The sequence below is a fragment of the Mycoplasma phocoenae genome (assembly GCF_012934855.1).
Classification (GTDB): Bacteria; Bacillota_I; Bacilli_A; order Mycoplasmatales; family Metamycoplasmataceae; genus Metamycoplasma; species Metamycoplasma phocoenae.
The window spans coordinates 162,829-180,290 of record NZ_CP051481.1 but is presented as its reverse complement, the minus strand read 5'-3'; the positions used below and the strand labels follow the sequence as shown (position 1 = coordinate 180,290).

Here is a 17,462-nt window from a genome sequence, read left to right as displayed (position 1 = left end):
AAACACTTTTTTTAGTTTATTTGGTGGTATTTTATACTTTGTCGTCGATTACGGTTGCTTTTATTGAATATCAAATTCACGAACAATTCATTATGCAACGACGCAAGGAATACAACAAAGTGAATGAGTAACATGTTTGACATTATTATGGATGTCATTATCATACGGAATTACAAATTTTGCATTTATATGGCTATGTTTAAAAAACGATAAACACTTAAAGAAATTTTAATATTAATTATTGTTTGATGAATATGTGCTCCTTCACTTTCACAATTGTGTAATGCTTTAGGGAACACTACAAGTATCATAATTTTATGGCTATAATATTAATAGTGGGTTATTTATTATTAATTCTATACAATCTTTTTTATGCTAATAAACAAACCAAAATTCCTTTAATTAAGTTATTAATAATAGGTATATCAGTTCAATTCGCTTGAGAATTTGCACTGTTAATAAATAACATAAGACCTTGAAATAGTTCAAGTATACACACACTAGCAATTAATAGTTTGATTGAAACAAATCTTGGTCTACCATATATCTATTTAATCTTTTTAAGAGTAGAAAAAAATATCACTATTAAACAGTGGTTTAATACAAACAACAGAAAGAACACTCAAAAATAAAGAAAAAATCACTCAATGAGTGATTTTATTTTATTCTTTTTTAATTATTTAAGAATTTCTGTAACTGTTCCAGCTCCAACTGTTCTTCCACCTTCACGGATTGAGAATTTTGTTCCGTTTTCAACGGCGATTGGTGCTATCAGTTCTACTTGTAAGTCAACGTTTTCTCCAGGAACAACCATTTCACGGTCGTCTAAGAATTTAATTCCCCCTGTAACGTCTGTTGTACGGAAGTAGAATTGAGGTTTATAGTTACCGAAGAAAGGTGTGTGACGTCCCCCTTCTTCTTTTTTAAGTGCATAGATTGTAGCTTTGAATGTTTTGTGAGGAACGATTGTTTTAGGTTTTGCTAAAACTTGTCCACGTTCGATATCGTTACGGTCAATTCCACGTAGTAATAGACCTGCATTATCTCCAGCCATAGCTTCTTTTAAGTTTTTACGGAACATTTCGATTCCTGTAACAACTGTTTTTTTAGTTTCTCTAAATCCAACGATTTCAACTTCTTCGTTAAGAACTAGTTGTCCACGTTCAACACGTCCTGTTGCAACTGTTCCACGTCCTGTAATTGTAAAAACGTCTTCAACTGCCATTAAGAATGGTTTATCAGTTTCTCTTGGAGGTTCTTGTACTCATGTGTCACATGCGTTCATTAATTCCATAATTGCGTCTTCGTATTTAGCGTCTCCTTGAAGAGCTTTAAGAGCTGATCCACGGATAATTGGTGTATTGTCTCCGTCGAATCCGTATGATGATAGAAGATCACGAATATCCATTTCAACTAGATCAATGATTTCTTCTTCTCCTTCTAACATATCTACTTTGTTTAAGAAAACAACCATTTTTGGAACACCAACTTGTTTTGATAACAAGATGTGTTCACGTGTTTGAGGCATAGCACCATCTGTTGCAGCTACTACTAAGATAGCTCCATCCATTTGTGCTGCTCCAGTAATCATATTTTTAACGTAGTCAGCGTGACCTGGACAGTCAACGTGTGCGTAGTGACGTGATTCTGTGTTATATTCGATGTGTGATGTGTTAATAGTAATTCCACGAGCTTTTTCTTCTGGCGCATTATCGATTGATGCGTAGTCACGAGCTTCTGAAAGTCCTTTTTTAGCTAAAACAGTGGCGATAGCTGCTGTTAAAGTAGTTTTACCGTGGTCAACGTGCCCAATTGTTCCAATGTTAACGTGGGCTTTTGAACGGTCAAAATCCATTTTTGCCATAAATTTAATACCTTTCTAATATTTATATTTAGTAATTTAACGCGTTAAACCACCTAAGCATAGTCTTTCATCTATGTCCTGTCCATTTTCGCGCGTATAGCTTAATTAATTGTACCAAAAAAAACAATTTGTTTATTTTTTTGTCTTTTCTAGTTTAAATATTTTAATTTTTTTTGTTGTTTTTTAATAAAAGTATGCTTTTATTTAAAAATATATTTGTTAAAAAAGAATTTGGAAATGAATTTTACGTTACTTTTTACTTGATTAAATAATTTGATTTGCATTAAAAAAACATAAAAGACTCAATTTGTTTCGAGTCTTTTATATATTATTCTTCTTCTATATATTTGATTTCAACACCTTCAGGAATGTTTTCAATGCCTGTTGTATTTTTATTGATTGTTATTGTTTTTAGTCTGTTTGATCATCGAAGGTTCCTTCGCAGATATTTGTTACTTTCGGAAGATAGATAGAAGTTAAGTTTGCTGCTCCTTGGAATGCTGAGCTTCCAATTTTGTTACGTTTGGTAAACTAATTGATTCTAGACTAGTTACGCCAGCGAAGGCAAGGTACGGAATTGTTGTTACTTTTGGTAATTCTATTGTAGTTAAACTTGTTCCGGCAAAGACTTCAGATCCTATTGTTGTTACGTTGGTAGAGTAATTGATTCTAAACTAGTTACGCCGGCGAATGCTGCATCTCCTATTTCGTCTACGTTCGGCAGCGCGATTGAATTTATGTTTGTATTGTTTTGGAATGCTGAATCAACTACTTTGGTAACATTGGGTAAAATGATATCTCCGTAAGCATTAGTACCATCGACAAAAATACCATTAATCACACCTTCTGTATTATTTTCAAATTCAAATGCTTCTTTTCCTATACTGGTTACGTTTGGTAGATCAATAAAATCTAGTTTTGTAGTGTCTTGGAATGCTGAGTCTCCAATTGTTGTTACATTTGGTAAGTTTACTGAAATTAAATTTGTTTTATTTATAAAAGAATCATTACCTATTTCAGTAATATTTGATAAAAATAAACGTTCTATTTTATCGAAAATATAAATTTCTTCATTCACTTTTGGTATTCAATTTAATTCTCATTTAAGAGCTGTTATTTTTTTGAATTCATCTTTCACTTTCAAAATGAGTGGTTTTTGTGTTTTGGCATTTGATTCATCTAATTCAAAGTATTTATTCACATTTTCTTCATTTATGGTTACATATATAATATTGTTTAAATCTATATACATGTCTGGTGTTTCTTTGCTTGGTGTTTCAATTACATTTGTATCTTCAGTTGGATCATTTCTCTTGTTTTCAGTAGTACATGATATTACAGAAGTAGGCAATAGTAATACTGGTAAGGAAATTAATAGTGACTGTATTTTTTTGAATTTACTCATATGTCTTCTCTTTCTTAGATTTTTATATTTATTAATTTATGTCTGTTTTTTAGTTTATTATTTTTTTCTTTATTTTATTTAATAAATTGGTATATATCCCCTCAATGTATGTAAAATATAACTCCTAAATAATCAAAAAAATAAAGAAAAAGCAACTATTAAGGTTGCTTTTGTACTTTTTGCTTGTTCTTAAGATTGATTATTGCTTTGTTAAGTAAATTTTTAAACTTTTCTTTATCACAATGAGATTGATTAATTGATTTATTTTTGTTCTTCATTTTCTTCTTCTAACAATTTACTTATCTTAAGATTTTTTATGTAATTATTCATTCAATCTCAATCTATATAACCTTCATTTGTTTGAGGTAATAATATTAATGTGTTATCAAATCTTTCAGAGTTTCAAGTTCTACCATATGAAAATTTATATCTATGTTGGTCTAAAATAGTAACTAAAAACATAGCATTATATACATTTAATTTTTGTGTTCTTCCTATTGTTATAAAAGATTTACTTGCAATAACATCATCTGGTAAATATAAACTATATCCTCCAGAACCATCTCCACCAGTTATAAATGATAAACATTGACCTTTTGTAATTAAACTATCTATTTTTGTTACTTTTTGAAGAACTCCATTATTTGTTTTTTTAGCTCCCACATAATAGATTTCATCACCTTCAATTAAATCATTTGTATTTTTAAGTTTTCCTGTTTCATATTCAAATTTATTTTTTTCTTCATTAAAAGTCATATTTTCAAATACTTGTGTTATAGGAAATTCTTTTCAAGTTGAAACATCTATATTTTCATTATTTTTTTCAGAATTTATATATTCTAATAAATCTTTAAATTTAATTGATTTAGCAATGTAGTTCATTAATTCAAAATCAGATAAATCTTTTTCTACAATATCAAATTCTTTTTTTATGTTATATATGATAAATTCTTTAATTGTTTTTTCAAAAGAAAATTTACTTAATTTTGAATAATTAGTTTTAGTGTGATAATGAACATTTCATTCATCATTTTGATTTATAGTGCAAGATATTTTTTTATACTTTTCATCATTATTTTCTTTATTATTTTGTAAAAATTCTAATAATTCTCTTTCTTTTTCATTATATCTATTATAAATATCTGTTCTTCCTTTTATAGTCATAACTAATCCATCATCATCAAAATCATAAAATTTAACAATATCATTTTCATATTGATGTGGTCTGTTTGTTTCAAAAACAGCAACAGCAGTATATGTAGAAGCATTAGGTTTAAACAAGTCAGAAGGCATATTAATAACATATTTTAATGTATGTCTTTGCAATATTTGTTGTCTTCTTTCTTTATCTTTAAAATACATAGATAATGGAGCAATTACAATCCCATATCTACTACAATTATCAAGCATTTTAGTTACAAAAGTAATTTCTTTTGGGGTAGGATTAGCGCTGTTTTCTTTCCCTGAATATGGAGGATTTATAAATCCTATTGTTGGATGCATTTGTTCAATAATTTTATTTACTTCTGGATTATTTATACTATCCATATTAAAAATTTTAGATTTACCATCTCCTCTAAAAAGCATATTAGATATAGAACAAATATACATTGTAGGATTTAACTCAAATCCTAATAATTGATTTTGTTTTATATCATTTATTCTTCTTTCTTTATCAGGCAATTCACTATTTTCTATTAATTCAATTAATTTGTTCATACCAGCAATTAAGAAGGCTCCAGTCCCACAACATAAATCCATTATTACATCATTGTTTCTAATATCCACTAATTTTGTAAATAATGTTGTTATGTGTTTTGGAGTTAAAACTATACCTTTTTTAACATTTGATACACCAGCATATTTTAAAAATTCTTCATAAAATTTACCAATAATATCATAATTAGACCTTGTAGCAAAATGGTTATTAAATAATGGAATTACATTTTCTTCTAATTCAATAAGTATTTTTTTAACAATATCTGTATTAGTTAAATCTTGCATTTGTTTATATGTTTCAATATATGTTTCTAAAATACTGATTTTGTTTTCAGGTATATCTTGTCTTCTTAAAATATCTTTTATTGTCCCATATAAAATCTCTAAAATACCACTACCTTTATCATATTCTCTAAAAGTTCTTGCAAAAACATTATTATAATCTTCAGGTTTATATAAAGCAATCATTAACATAGATAGAATTACAGGTCTTTGTTGGCTATCTATATTTCTTAATAATTTATTAATTGTTTTGCTTGATTTTGAAATTTTTTCAATTGCTTCTTCTTCATTAAAATTGTTAAAGATTGCTAAAAATTCTTCTTCTCTTACAAAATTAGTTAATTGTTTTACCTCATTGATTTCTGTATCTGTTATTTTATAACAATTAAATTTGTGATTATATTCATCATCTAAATCACCACTAACAGCAATACCTAATATCTTGTATCTTTTGAATTTATCTATATCTTCAATAAATTTACTTAAATATCATTTAATACCAGAAATAGCACCCTTTTTAGGGTCTTTAATATTGTGTTCTTTAATTGTTGGTTTTTCTTCTACTAAAATCAATAATCTTTGATTTTTGTTGAAATAAATTCTATCTGGATAGCCAACTTTTCCATTTCCACTTTTTGATGATTTATTTAACACTGATTTTATATCTTTATTTATTTTATTATCAGTAGCACTATCATCTCAATCTGCTACATTGTAACCTAATTGTTGTAATTTATTTGTTACACTTGGTGTTATATTTTTATCTTTTCTAGCCATATTAAATCCTCTATATATTCTTAATTATCTCTTTAAATATCACATCATCATTATGGTTTTGTCTAAACTCAAACTCATTTAGATAATATGGTAAATGCTTTTTAGAAACTTTAATATAAGTTCCTTTGAGTCCTCTTTTTAAGCAACTCCACATTCCTTCTATTCCATTAGTTGATACTCTAATGTCTTCATATCTTACATATTCTTTATTAGAGTGGTTTACCACTCTATGATTGAATCAATCATCAACATCCTTTAAGACTCTTTGATAACCTTTTCATTCATCACTAATTATAGTGGAATCTTTAGAAATATTTGTTCCTAAAAATGCTGAAATTGTTTTATCATCAACTTTATTAACTAATTCAAACTTAACCTTGTTGCTATCTCTATTTTTGGCTCCCATAATTGAAGCCTTTTGTTTAAAGTGAGATAAGTCTGTATTTCTAACTCTTTGGTGTTTATTTGTTTCTCTACCACCAACATAGGTTTCATCAACTTCAGTGATTCCTTCAAACATAATATTGCCTTCATCATTCATTAATTCTCTAATCTTATGACTCATTCTTCAAGCAGTTTTATAGGTTATTCCTAAACTTCTTTCTAATTCTTTAGCACTAACACCATTTTTACTAATACTAAATAAAAAGATAGCGTGGAATCACAAACTTAATGGTGTGGAACTATTTTCAAAGATTGTGTCTTTACAGGGAAATAAGGTATGTCCACATTTAGCAACATATCTTTTAGTTCCTTCAACATTGTAATGCTTGGTTATAACACCACATTTAAGACAATGATTTAAGTCTTTGTATTTAAGATTATAAATATAATCTAAACACTTTTTATCAGTACCATAGTCTTTCTTTAAGTTCTTAATGTCATATGGATTAAACATAAAAACCTCCTCATTTCCTATATTATAATTATACCATATTACTTACCATAAGGGTATAAAATAATTTAGTTAAATTTAGGAGATTTACATACCATTAAGGGATATGTACCAATAAATTAAAATAAAAAAATTTTTTGAATAAATTTATATAAGTAAAGGTATATTTTTTAAAAATAAAAAATGCGTCAAAATGAATTTTTTTATGATTGCAATCATTATTGCTTTTTCATATATTTAAAGGTATTTTTCTTTTTTTATTGTTTGGTAAATTTATCTTAGTAAATTCAACTTATTGATAAAATAGTTCACGTTTTTTTGAATAATGAAATTTGTTTTATATTATTAAATTTATATAAAACAAAAAAAGCATATATATACTGTAAAATGTAAGTATGTTTAAAAAATCATGAAACGATGCCAAAGCAGTTGTAATACGTGGAAACATGTTGATGCTTGCTATTGGTCTAATTTTAGGAGCCGCATTCGGTGCTGTTGTTAAATCACTGGCAAACGATATTATTATGGGAGCAATCCTAAATATTATTGGCAGTGACGTAACAAAAGGTCTTGAAGGAATGGCTCAAGAAAATATTTTATACGGAAAATTCTTAGGAGCATTACTATACTTCCTAATAGTTTCAGTATTCATTTTCTTTGCATTACTATTCGTATTCTTATTAAAAAACTTCAAAGACCGTAAAAAAGTAGTTCCAGTAGTAGAACCTAAACCAACAACAGAAGAACTTATCCTAGAAGAATTAAAAAAACTAAATAAAAAATCTAAAAAATAGGGAGATATAAAAACAAGCATGTACGCTTGTTTTTTTATTAGCGAGGGTTATATTTCCCTCGAAAGTCATTATTTATAGGAGACGTAATGCAAAAAATAGTAGAAATTGCACAAAGTGAATATATTTCGTTGTTTTTAGGAAATTTAATCGTTAAAAAGGAAAACAAAAAAGTAACAATTCCCACAAGAGATATAGACGTACTAGTTTTTGAAAACGCGCGCACCACTATGTCTATTGCCTTAATAAATAAATTAATCGAAGAAAAAACGAATGTAATTATTTGTGATAATAAACATAACCCAATAGCTCAAATATTAGCAATTAACGGTTATTATGACAATAAGGTTTTTTTATGACAAATCAATTGAAACGACTCATTTCGCAATAACGTATGAAACGAACTAATTAAGTTAAAAATATATAATACTTGATTTATTTTAGAAGAATTAAATTTAATAAGTGATTGCAACACACAGTTTAAAGAATGAATCGAAGATGTTATTCATGGAGATATAAAAAATATAGAAGCCCAAGTTGCACGATTTTCATTCAAAATATTATTTGGTAAAAAATTTAAAAGGGAAAGAGACACTGAAGAATGCACAAATCTTTATTTAAATTATTCATACACAATATTAAATTCATTTATTGCTAGACATTTGGTTTCTAAGGGATTGGACAACAGAATAGGACTCAAACACAAAAGTTTTAACAATTTTTTTGCTTTAGCTTGTGATGTAATGGAACCATTAAGACCATTAATGGATATCTTTGTATATAAACAAATTATTCGTAATGAGAATTCGGTAAATTTTAAACAATTCAAAGAAAAATTGTTTATTTACTTTTATGAAACATATGTTTTAATTCAAGGCAAAAAAACAAAGATTATTGATTATATTGATTTGATTATTACATCTATAATTCAACAAGAAACTATAATGGATCTAAAGGTTAGTGAAATTTGTGAATAGATATATGAGAATAATAGTAATGTATGATATTCAAATGGAAACCAATATTGGTAATAAAGAATATTTACTGTGAAGAAAAAAACTAATTAATTTGGGATATATAATGATGCAATATTCAATATATTCTAAGTGTATATCCGCTCATACACAATATGAGTATGAAAGACAAAAACTTTTAAATGTAATGCCTAAAAAATCCAATATTAGAATAATGTTAATAACTGAAAATCAATATCAAAAAATAGAAATATTAAATGGTGAAAAATCATTAAATGAGTTTTACAATGATAACATCAGATATGTGAGTTTATAATGCTTAAATTTTATCCATATAATGTAAGCACTGAATACAACGGTATATTGTTAATTAATTGTAATAATTTTCATAAATTAATGAAAGAATCATTCATTTATGAATCAATAAATAATAATCCCGCCTTATTTGTTGATAATACTGAAATCTATCTAAATGATTTATGTATTTTCACTGAACAAACTAGAATAGCAGATATGTATGAATTATCATCCAAAAATTGATTATTTCAAGCACTTATTAATCATGAAAATTCCTCAAGGGAAAAATTAATTAACACATTTGCTTTAGACATAATTAAAGATGAAATCAATAAGCAATTAGGGGATAACCTCTTAGAAGATTTATATGATACTAAAAAATTATTAAAACACTTTTTGAAACAAATAATAATTTATTTTTCAATAAAAACACATTTATAAAATGATTAGATAATCATAAAAAATCTGAGAAAAAAACAATAGTCTTAAATAAGATAACTTGAATAAATATAGATGATCTGATACCTTGAATGAATAGTTATAACTTCATAATTATTACTGATAATGTTTTTGATATTGTGCGAAATATTGAAGAATTAGAGTGCTGTTTGTTTTATCAAAATTCACAAATAAAAATAGTCAATTCATGAGAATCAATTAAATATTGATTAAACGATTTGTATAAATCAGAATACAACGAAAATATGTGGCAACACTTTAAAAAAGATAAAAATGCGCAAATAAAATTAATAAATTTACTTTTTGAGTAAAAAAATAGGCCGTTTTTTAAAAAAACGGTCTTTTTTATTCAATTAAGGGTTTTGGTACTGTACAATTTTTGAGTAAGTAAAAACTTTAACCGCTGAAATGGCGTTTCATGTGTCGTTTTGGTACTGTACAATTTTTGAGTAAGTAAAAACATAAATTAATAATATTAATGGAGTTTGGCGAGTTTTGGTACTGTACAATTTTTGAGTAAGTAAAAACATAACTTGGATTAAAATTTAAGTCTGTGTAGTTTTGGTACTGTACAATTTTTGAGTAAGTAAAAACATTTAGCTGTTAATTTCGAAACTGGCTGAAGTTTTGGTACTGTACAATTTTTGAGTAAGTAAAAACTAATAATAAATATGCCACAAAATTCAGCATGTTTTGGTACTGTACAATTTTTGAGTAAGTAAAAACGATTTTGGATTAAATTCAATTCCGATGGCTGTTTTGGTACTGTACAATTTTTGAGTAAGTAAAAACTTTTTCTTCGTTATACATTCATTTAGTATCGTTTTGGTACTGTACAATTTTTGAGTAAGTAAAAACAATCTGTTTTTTTAGATGAAGAAGTATTTGGTTTTGGTACTGTACAATTTTTGAGTAAGTAAAAACAAAATTCAGTAAAATTACTTGAAAATTCAGGTTTTGGTACTGTACAATTTTTGAGTAAGTAAAAACTTTTTCTTCGTTATACATTCATTTAGTATCGTTTTGGTACTGTACAATTTTTGAGTAAGTAAAAAATGCCCGCTTTGTAGCGGGTATTTTTTGTATTAATTATTTTAATTCAATTTTTGTTGAAAAACCCAATTCATCTTGTTCCACTATGTTGTATGAGTCAAATACCAGAGAAATCACTTTATTTGCTATATGTGATTCTCTAATTGAACTTAAAGTAAGATTTGAATTTTGTATATTATACATTACATATCTATACAATTTCTTCGTTGTTTTATCTTGGAAAACAGTTCCAGGATATAAAACAAACAATGGTTTAGATTCGTGCGAAATATTGAATTTATCTTTTTGTATGTTTAAAAATTGTGTTTTATAAATAGTTTCGTCCAATAAATTTTTTGAATGGTTATCAAATGGTAGAATGTTTGCATTTATCGCAACGCCCCCGTATTTATTCTTTTTATTTTTATAAACTAATACAGCTAATTGTTTTAGACTATTGTAATAAGATTGATTATTTTGCTTAGTATTAAATAATACATCTACTGGTTTTTTATTTTCACTATACACTTTTAATTTTTTAATGTATTTCAATGTATTTTTATTTGTTATTAAAAGAATTTTCTCTTGTTGCAAGCAGTTTTGAACTTGTTCTTTTGTGAATAAATCGCTCTCTTGCTCCAATAAATCATTCATATACAATAAAAATGGTAAATTATTCTTGTTTGCGCATTTATCTTTATAACATTCAAAGATATTTTCAAGAATTGCAAATAAATTTGGATCTGAAGCACTAATTAAAAATTTTTCTTTATTTTTTTCTCAATATTCAACTGATATTTTAAAAATATCTTTAGTTTCAATATGCATTATATTCCCGTTACCCAAAACTTTTTTAGCCGAATACAATGTTTCATGCGATAATGGTTTGGTGAATTTTTTTACTTTTTTTCACGAATATCTAACTTTTTCTTCAATTTCGCTTTCTTTATCTCTGATGTTTTTTCTAATTAATGACGCGATGTGCATACCATTGAAATTCAAATCATCAACTTTGCATAAAAATTCACCTTCGGAATCGAATACGTTACCTTTTTCATTTAATATAATATTATTCAATTTATCCGCTCTGAAAAATGGATTCAAATTGTTAGCTGTTATTGCAACTATAGATGCGTCAAATGCATGATGAGAATTTATTTTTCTATCTTTTGGTTTCATTTTTGAATAATTTCTCATTCCCGCAGTAAAGCTACCAGTAATTGGGTGCACAACAAATTGATTGTTGTGATGCATGGAATAATTCATTAATTCATTAAAAAATAATTTAGCCGAGTATCTAGTATCGTTTAATTGACGATTTAAAAATTCCATTTTAGTTTTATCATCGAAATTTTGAATTGTTAAATTATTATATTTTTTAATACGAACGTTAGCATGATTGTAATATTTATTCATGTCTTTATTCAAAAATATTTTCCGACACAATGCTACATAATCATCTCATTGTTTACCTTGTATAAATTGGTATGGTATTTTCCCACTTTTAATTTTATTCATGCTCATTGTTGTAACAACTTTATTTGATATGGAGTTGTCTAGTAAAATTGATCGCGGAATAATGTGATCTACTTCTGCATATGAAGGATCTGTTATTAATTTATAAAGATCCAATTTATTCATTGAATACACGTCATATCCATCTTGTTGATATCACAATAAAATTTTTTCTTTGGTTTTGGCATTTAAATACTCTCAATCGATATTCTTATTTTCTAAAAATTTTCTTGAACTATCTAAAATGTCTTTATTTCTTTTTTTGTTTTTGTTTTGAATTTTGTTAATTGCAGCAGTTTGTTCAGCATCATTATTTTCTCTTGGTAATTCAATACCCACTTTTACAATAGTGTATTGATTTGAGAATTTTTTAATGATTTTATTGAATACTGCAACAGCTTCACGCATTGTTCTTTTTACTGCGGGTGCTAATATTGCTTCGTTTAAAAAATCTGTTTTAATGTATTTACGATTTTGTTCTGTATTTAACTTTATTTTATTCACTTGTATAGAGTTAGATTTAAGCAACTTGAATAAATTTGATTCTTCATTGTATTTCAATGATTCATAATTATTTTCAATATTAACCAAATCACTTAAGGATATTCTTATTGCTTTGTAAGATAATGAATGTGTATTTTTAATGTTTATTTTTTTATTGGATGCAATTTCTTTTATGCACTCAACAACATTTGCTTCTGTTAAATCAAAGTATTCGATAAATTTATTTTTCAATATCATTAATTGTTCAACTCTATAATCAATATTTTTACTTATTGATAATATATCGACTATTTTATCAAATAATCCTATTCAAGTAGATTCGATGTTTTCATTTAATAAAGCTTCAATATTTAGTTTAGATAAATCAGCATCATACTTTTGAAGTATTTTAATTAATATAAAAGTACTTTGTGGAGTTTTAAATTCTTCTAAATTGATTGTATTAAATTTATGCACATCAAAGTCTATATTTGGTTCGGCATCTATTACATACTGTTCTAACAGTTGATGTGTGAGTTTAGGAATTCTAGATTGTTTACACATTTTGGCAAGAGTATATTGTAAAAATTCTATTTTGTTTTCTTTGCTCATTTTTCAGCTTTTTAATTCTGTATAGCCAGTGTTATTTAATTCGTTTAACAAATCAAAAAATTCAGCACTAGTTGATTGTTTAGGAGCTCTAAATTCATTAATAAATAATGAACATTTTCCTATTGTTTTTTCTCATACGTTTTCGTATTTTTTATAAATTTGACCATTTTTTATATCATAAATTCCGTATTTTGATGGGCTGTGAATGCTACCGGGTCCATGTTCAAAAGATCTAATATAATTAAAAATCGTTAAATATTCTTCCATGAAGTCTTTGAATTCTTCTGAGTAATATTTGCTTTGAACATTTAATAAATTGGTTATTTCATTCATTCAAGCTTTATTTGTGAATCGTTTATTATTTAATGTTTCGAATTGTTTATAGAACCCTCATTTATCATAATATTCCTTTAATAATAAAGTTGGTGATATATCATCAGCTAATAATGTGGTTTTTTCTTTTGATTTTTTATCTTCATTATCTTCTGCCAATTCATAAAAAACTCCACGATTTTCTAAATAATCGTGCATTATTCAAACTAGTGATGTTGAATCAATTTTTTCTTTCATTGCTTTGATTTTTAAATTCAGTGTAATGTCATGGATTTTTTGTTCATTGAAATAAATATTATTAATTTCTTCTTTGCTACTAATATTTAGATTTAGTATTTCTTTATATTTAAAAAATAATGATTCTAATTTTCTGCTTCTATACGCTTTTCTTCTTATCAATCTTCTTTTTGAGCGAAAAGTTCTTCTGTCTACCGCTAATTTAGGTTCTTCAAATAATCTTGAACCCAAATGTAGAACCTCATTAGTGTCCGCATCAACAATTGCTCACCCAACAGAAGCAACACCTAAATCAAAACCTAATGCAACGTTTTTTTTGTCCATTTTTTTTCTCCTTTATTATCTAAATTATACTTTCGAAATAAAACAAATTATTTAACAAAACATAAAAAGTATTATAATTAAAAAGTACAGTTAAAAAAAATTTACTTACTCAAAAATTGTACGTACCAAAATAAGGCGCCATAATGGCTGCCGTATACCGCCCGCTTGCGGGTTTTTTATTTATTTTTTTATATAAAAAACAAACCTTTTTATAGGTTTGTTAATTGTATGTGATTAATTTTTCATTAAATGAGTAAAATCGACCAGCCTTAGCTATTTTTTTATCATTCACTTTCGTGGCATCAGCACTGAAACTTATATTAATTTTTAACAATGCAGCGCCAACTCCATATATATCAACTGGGGTTTTTTCTTGTTCGAATCAATGTATTTTATCCGCGTTAAATCCACTTGAAACAATAATTTTTACATGTTCTCCGCCGCGCGCAACCAATGCTCGTTTCAGTCTTTTGATTTGTTCTGGGTTAACGCCATATTCATCTTCATATTCTTCAAACATTTTATCTTTCATGTTTGGTGAAGTATCCACTCTTATTGCTTTTAATTTAGATCCAAATTTATTCAATACTTTTAATGTGTCAGTAATAACATCATTATTAAAATCTACTAAAGCAACTAAATCACTTTCAGGAAATAGTTCACTGTAAAATTCACACGCTTTAATTAAATCACCTTCGCACATTTGAATCAATGCATGTGGCATAGATCCAAAGGCGTGTTGAATATTGTGTTTAGCTGCTAATAATGTTGCATGATCAACAATTCCTCCGCACTCAATTGCATAAGCATCGGATTCTTGATTTCTGTAGTGATCAGCTCTATCAGCCATCGATACTACGTGTTTGTTTTTAGCAGCTATTTTAATATTCCTTGCGTTAGTAGCTATTGATGATTGTCTAGCCAATATACCATCAATTAAGCCTTCGTAAATACCAAATAAATGATAAGGTCCTTCTAATTCTAAAACGACTTCTTTGCTTCGAACTATTGAGCCTTCTGGCATATATTTTATTGAATATTTGCTGGTGTCAGTATTATTTTCCAATAAATCTAATACTTCGTTGATTCCACACAAAACTACATTTTCATGACGTTGAAAAAATTGCAATGTGATTATTTTATCACTGCATTTTTCTTCAGCGATTTTTTTGGTTTTCGAAAAATAAATGGCTGTTTTATCAGTTAATTTCATGATCGCCTCATTTAATCTAATAAAGAATTATTTTTTTGTCTTTCATCTATTTGAATGTTTTTTAATTTTTTCATTTGTTTATATTGAATGTTTTGTACCACTAAAGCACATGGAAAAAATGTAAAAATTAATGGAATACCCACACCAAATCTAACTAGTAAATAGTATCCATTCATACCACTTGTTGCAGTTAATGATAACATCACAAAAGCAATTGGAATAAAGAATATGAATGATTCCAAACCAAATCATTTAAATTTGTAAATGAATAATAATATCAGTCCCATGATTGCTAAAAACATTACAAAAAGTATTGGCAATATTAAATATCAAGGCATTGAGTATTTCAATAATAAAGTATCTTTACCAATTAATAAATAAACAATTAATGCTGGTATTAATATAGCAAATAATCCAAATATAGACACTCTTCAATGATATGTTAATCCTGTGGTTTTTTCGTTTTTATAAACTTGTGGTTTTTTTGACATTATTTATGATTTGCTTTCAATTCTCTAAATAGATTTAATAATTCTTCTTTTGTATACTGTAGTGTTTCTTGTGAACCATAAGCACGTATACTTACTTTTTGGTTTTCAACTTCTTCATCACCTATAATTGCAACATATTTAGCTTTATTGATTTGAGCTTCACGAATTTTTTTATTCATTCTTTCATTTCTGTCATCAAAATCAACGTTAATATCATTTTCTAAAAAGTATCTGTATAAGTCTTGGCAATATTCATTATGTTTTTCGCTAATAGGTACAATAACTAATTGTTTAGGACTTAATCAGAATGGTAAAACACCTTTTGTTTGTTCTAATAAAATAGCTATAAAACGTTCGTATGTTCCTATTAATCCTCTATGTACTAATACTGGCACAACTTGGTTTTCTTCATTATCGATGTATTTCATATCAAAACGACGCGGTAATAAGAAATCTAGTTGTAATGTAGACATAGTAATAATTCTACCCATAGCTGTTTTAATTTGAATATCAATTTTAGGTCCGTAAAACGCAGCTTCACCAATGAATTCTTTATATTCAATATTCATTTCGTTCAATAATTCTCTTAATGATGACTCGGCGTCATTTCACATTTGATCATTATCAAAGAATTTTTCTTTATCTTCAGGATCTCTTAAAGATAGAGAAACGTGGTCCACTTCAATATCAAATGTTTTTAAAGCTTCATTAATCATTTTGTATAAGTGTTTGAACTCGTCTTTAATTTGATCAGGTCTTACAAATACGTGCCCTTCAGTTAGGTCCATACCTCTTACACGTTCTAATCCAGATAAAGCTCCAGATTTTTCATAACGATATAATCTTGATTGTTCACTATATCTGATTGGCAAGTCACGGTAAGAACGACGTGTTGAATTGAATAAAATGATGTGGTGTGGACATGTCATTGGACGACCCACTAATAATTCATTGTCCATTTCTATTGGTTTAAACATTGTATCTTGGTAGTGTGCTCAGTGTCCTGAAATTTCATAAAGTTGTTTTTCTCCAAAATGAGGTGTTAATACTTCTTTAAATCCGTACATTTTATCTAATTTAAGAACATAATCACGAATCGCGTTGTGAATTTTCATTCCATCTTCTAATCAAATAGGAAAACCTTGACCCGCTAATAAACTACTTGTAAAAATATTTAAGTCTTTACCAATTCTTCTATGGTCTCTTTCTTTTCTTTCTTGTAATATTTGTAAATAGTTTGCTAATTCTTCTTTGGTTTCTCAACTGGTTCCGTAAATACGTGTCAACATTTTATTATTACTATCACCTCTTCAGTATGCACCGGCTACTGATAATAATTTAAAGTTTTTTACTTCTTTAATTGAATCTACGTGGTTACCAGCACATAAGTCAGTAAATAAAACTTCGTTGGTTTTTGGATGTCTTAGTGAATAAAACGTTATTTCTCTACCGTCTTTAGAAAATTCATCAAATAATGTTTTTTTGTATGGTTGATTTTCAAAACTGTATTCGCTTGCAGGCACCTGAACCATTTCTCAATTTTGTTTAGCTAATTCTTTCATCATTTTTTCGATTTTTTTCAAATCTTCTTGGCTTACGTTTTCCTCGAATTCAAAATCATAATAAAATCCGTCTTCAATAGCTGGGCCAATTGCTAGTTTAGCTGTTGGATACAATTTTAATACCGCTGCGGCAAGTAAATGGCTTGTTGTATGGTTAAGTTGTGTTTTTTTCATTTCTTTATCAATGTTACTCATAA

At 27.1% G+C, this 17,462-nt stretch carries 14 protein-coding genes and 1 CRISPR repeat array; of the genes, 5 read left to right on the top strand and 9 right to left on the bottom strand.

All coding sequences use genetic code 4. From position 1 onward, the window contains the following. Positions 1 to 317: 317 nt before the first annotated feature. A complete protein-coding gene (locus HGG69_RS00645; RefSeq protein ID WP_169604891.1) occupies positions 318 to 632 on the top strand; it encodes a hypothetical protein in 315 nt (104 codons plus the stop codon). Between the two features lie 44 nt (positions 633 to 676). Here the strand turns inward: HGG69_RS00645 and tuf are convergent, their stop codons facing one another. The 5 genes from tuf to HGG69_RS00620 form a co-directional block, all read right to left on the bottom strand. Continuing rightward, a complete protein-coding gene (gene tuf, locus HGG69_RS00640; protein WP_169604890.1) occupies positions 677 to 1,864 on the bottom strand; it encodes an elongation factor Tu in 1,188 nt (395 codons plus the stop codon). Between the two features lie 476 nt (positions 1,865 to 2,340). Then, the gene (locus HGG69_RS03195) at positions 2,341 to 2,475 is read right to left on the bottom strand and encodes a leucine-rich repeat domain-containing protein (protein ID WP_419538370.1); all 135 of its coding nucleotides are present in this window, start codon (positions 2,473 to 2,475) and stop codon (positions 2,341 to 2,343) included. 35 nt (positions 2,476 to 2,510) lie between these two features. After that, on the bottom strand, positions 2,511 to 3,269 hold the full coding sequence (locus HGG69_RS00630; protein WP_169604889.1) for a leucine-rich repeat domain-containing protein: 759 nt from the start codon (positions 3,267 to 3,269) through the stop codon (positions 2,511 to 2,513). A gap of 261 nt (positions 3,270 to 3,530) precedes the next feature. Then, positions 3,531 to 6,047, bottom strand: coding sequence for an N-6 DNA methylase (locus HGG69_RS00625; protein ID WP_169604888.1), 2,517 nt, complete (start codon positions 6,045 to 6,047; stop codon positions 3,531 to 3,533). A 10-nt stretch (positions 6,048 to 6,057) separates the two neighbouring features. Further along, the gene (locus HGG69_RS00620; protein ID WP_169604887.1) at positions 6,058 to 6,945 is read right to left on the bottom strand and encodes an IS1595 family transposase; all 888 of its coding nucleotides are present in this window, start codon (positions 6,943 to 6,945) and stop codon (positions 6,058 to 6,060) included. Positions 6,946 to 7,337: 392 nt separating this feature from the next. Here HGG69_RS00620 and HGG69_RS00615 point away from each other — a divergent pair, with 392 nt between their 5' ends. The 4 genes from HGG69_RS00615 to HGG69_RS00600 all read left to right on the top strand — a co-directional run bounded on the left by HGG69_RS00615 (position 7,338) and on the right by HGG69_RS00600 (position 9,445). Further along, positions 7,338 to 7,736, top strand: a complete 399-nt coding sequence (locus HGG69_RS00615) for a large conductance mechanosensitive channel protein MscL (protein WP_169604886.1) — start codon at positions 7,338 to 7,340, stop codon at positions 7,734 to 7,736. A gap of 86 nt (positions 7,737 to 7,822) precedes the next feature. Then, positions 7,823 to 8,710 (top strand): type II CRISPR-associated endonuclease Cas1, encoded by an 888-nt coding sequence (gene cas1, locus HGG69_RS00610; protein WP_169604885.1) that lies wholly within the window; start codon positions 7,823 to 7,825, stop codon positions 8,708 to 8,710. Positions 8,711 to 8,714: 4 nt separating this feature from the next. Then, a complete protein-coding gene (gene cas2, locus HGG69_RS00605; RefSeq protein ID WP_237077112.1) occupies positions 8,715 to 9,023 on the top strand; it encodes a CRISPR-associated endonuclease Cas2 in 309 nt (102 codons plus the stop codon). Continuing rightward, positions 9,023 to 9,445, top strand: coding sequence for a hypothetical protein (locus HGG69_RS00600; RefSeq protein WP_169604884.1), 423 nt, complete (start codon positions 9,023 to 9,025; stop codon positions 9,443 to 9,445). Before cas2 ends, HGG69_RS00600 begins: the two co-directional genes overlap by 1 nt. A gap of 377 nt (positions 9,446 to 9,822) precedes the next feature. Then, positions 9,823 to 10,519: a CRISPR direct-repeat array (repeat unit 36 nt; unit sequence GTTTTGGTACTGTACAATTTTTGAGTAAGTAAAAAC). 33 nt (positions 10,520 to 10,552) lie between these two features. Here the strand turns inward: HGG69_RS00600 and cas9 are convergent. From cas9 to thrS, 4 genes are all read right to left on the bottom strand, one after another. Continuing rightward, a complete protein-coding gene (cas9, locus tag HGG69_RS00595; protein ID WP_169604883.1) occupies positions 10,553 to 13,999 on the bottom strand; it encodes a type II CRISPR RNA-guided endonuclease Cas9 in 3,447 nt (1,148 codons plus the stop codon). A 220-nt stretch (positions 14,000 to 14,219) separates the two neighbouring features. Then, positions 14,220 to 15,212, bottom strand: a complete 993-nt coding sequence (locus HGG69_RS00590) for a nicotinate phosphoribosyltransferase (protein ID WP_169604882.1) — start codon at positions 15,210 to 15,212, stop codon at positions 14,220 to 14,222. Positions 15,213 to 15,223: 11 nt separating this feature from the next. After that, positions 15,224 to 15,703: a hypothetical protein gene (locus HGG69_RS00585; RefSeq protein WP_169604881.1), complete on the bottom strand. Its 480-nt coding sequence runs from the start codon at positions 15,701 to 15,703 to the stop codon at positions 15,224 to 15,226. After that, a complete protein-coding gene (gene thrS, locus HGG69_RS00580; protein ID WP_237077111.1) occupies positions 15,703 to 17,460 on the bottom strand; it encodes a threonine--tRNA ligase in 1,758 nt (585 codons plus the stop codon). The genes HGG69_RS00585 and thrS overlap by 1 nt, the downstream gene beginning before the upstream one ends. Between the last annotated feature and the right edge of the window lie 2 nt (positions 17,461 to 17,462).